Here is a 1,122-nt window from a genome sequence, read left to right as displayed (position 1 = left end):
TAGATTGCAGAACTGATGGTGATTATGGGTGCGCCCCAGGATGTCCATCGTGTGCATTGGAGAGTATTCGAAAGAATGGAGTTGCAACTTTGTCTGACTATCCATATGTTTCCGGCAGTGGACAAGCAGGAAGTTGCCAAGCTCAAAGCAATGGGGCTGTGTTTATTTCTAGCTGGACAGATGAAGGAGCTGATGAATCACAATTAACAACTGCTTTGTATAATAATGGTCCTCTTGTTTACGGTTAGTTTTTTATATCACGACCAAAATTTATTATTTAGCTATTTGGACACCTGCCTCGTTCGTTTCAAATTACCAAGGCGGCACTTGGGATCCATCCGCTGCCGACTGTCAAACCGCCATTGATACACATGTTGGGCATGCTGTCACTGTAGTCGGATATGGAACCGATGAGAATGGGGTTCCCTATTGGACTATTAAAAACTCATGGGGAGAGGACTGGGGCGGAAATGGTGGCTACTTCAATATGATCCGAAATGGCAATAGTCCGTGCAGTATGGGAGATGGTATGTTGTCTGCAAAAGCATAAAATTTTTTGGATTCATATATTGTATCAAATTGTCTTTTTTCGTACCACTTTTCTTGTATCACAATTCTTTTGCCATCTATTGCTTTCTTATTTTATGCCGCTTTGTTATCATTTTTCCAGTTCCGTGTTTATTCAATAAAAAATGAGTAAAATATAAATATTTGTAAAATAAACTTTGCACATGCTACTCCTGTAGTACTCGGCCAGTTTGTATATGACCTACTATCAATAATACTTATGGGTATAATGAAAGTTTCGAAATTCCCATCAGAAAATCCTGTTATTGAGATCATTACAGATAAACATCATCACAAAACTTGCATTGAAAGATTTCATAAGAATAAGCAGATGAATACTGTCGTTAGAGTAGCCTATTTTATGGACATAACACAAAAATATGGCTAAAATTGCAAAACAAAGAAAAGGCCTTTTTCGTGTTAATCCCCTCGTAAGGGAACCTTCCGGTGGTCAAAGTCAAAAAATTCTTTCGGATTCGAGTTCCCCATACCGAAAAACCCCTTCCTTGACCCTGATTCAGGGAAAAATAAAAAAATCGCACTTTCAAAAATCAA

3 protein-coding genes are annotated in these 1,122 nt (G+C 38.3%); all 3 read left to right on the top strand.

The window, feature by feature from the left end; genetic code table 11:
- Nucleotides 1-248, top strand: a 248-nt coding sequence (locus tag ACQR30_RS06995) for a C1 family peptidase (RefSeq protein WP_429733230.1), incomplete at its 5' end; no start/stop codon positions are given.
- An 8-nt stretch (nucleotides 249-256) separates the two neighbouring features.
- Nucleotides 257-550 carry a C1 family peptidase gene (locus ACQR30_RS06990; protein ID WP_429733233.1) on the top strand — a complete coding sequence of 98 codons (294 nt, stop codon included), beginning with the start codon at nucleotides 257-259 and terminating at the stop codon, nucleotides 548-550.
- 246 nt (nucleotides 551-796) lie between these two features.
- Entirely contained in the window at nucleotides 797-955 is a 159-nt protein-coding gene (locus ACQR30_RS06985; protein WP_429733228.1) for a hypothetical protein, read from the top strand.
- Nucleotides 956-1,122: the final 167 nt, after the last annotated feature.

Origin of the sequence: Arachidicoccus sp. (assembly GCF_050436765.1) — a bacterium.
In the GTDB taxonomy this organism is placed as follows: Bacteria; Bacteroidota; Bacteroidia; order Chitinophagales; family Chitinophagaceae; genus Arachidicoccus.
This window is presented reverse-complemented; position numbering and strand designations above follow the sequence as displayed.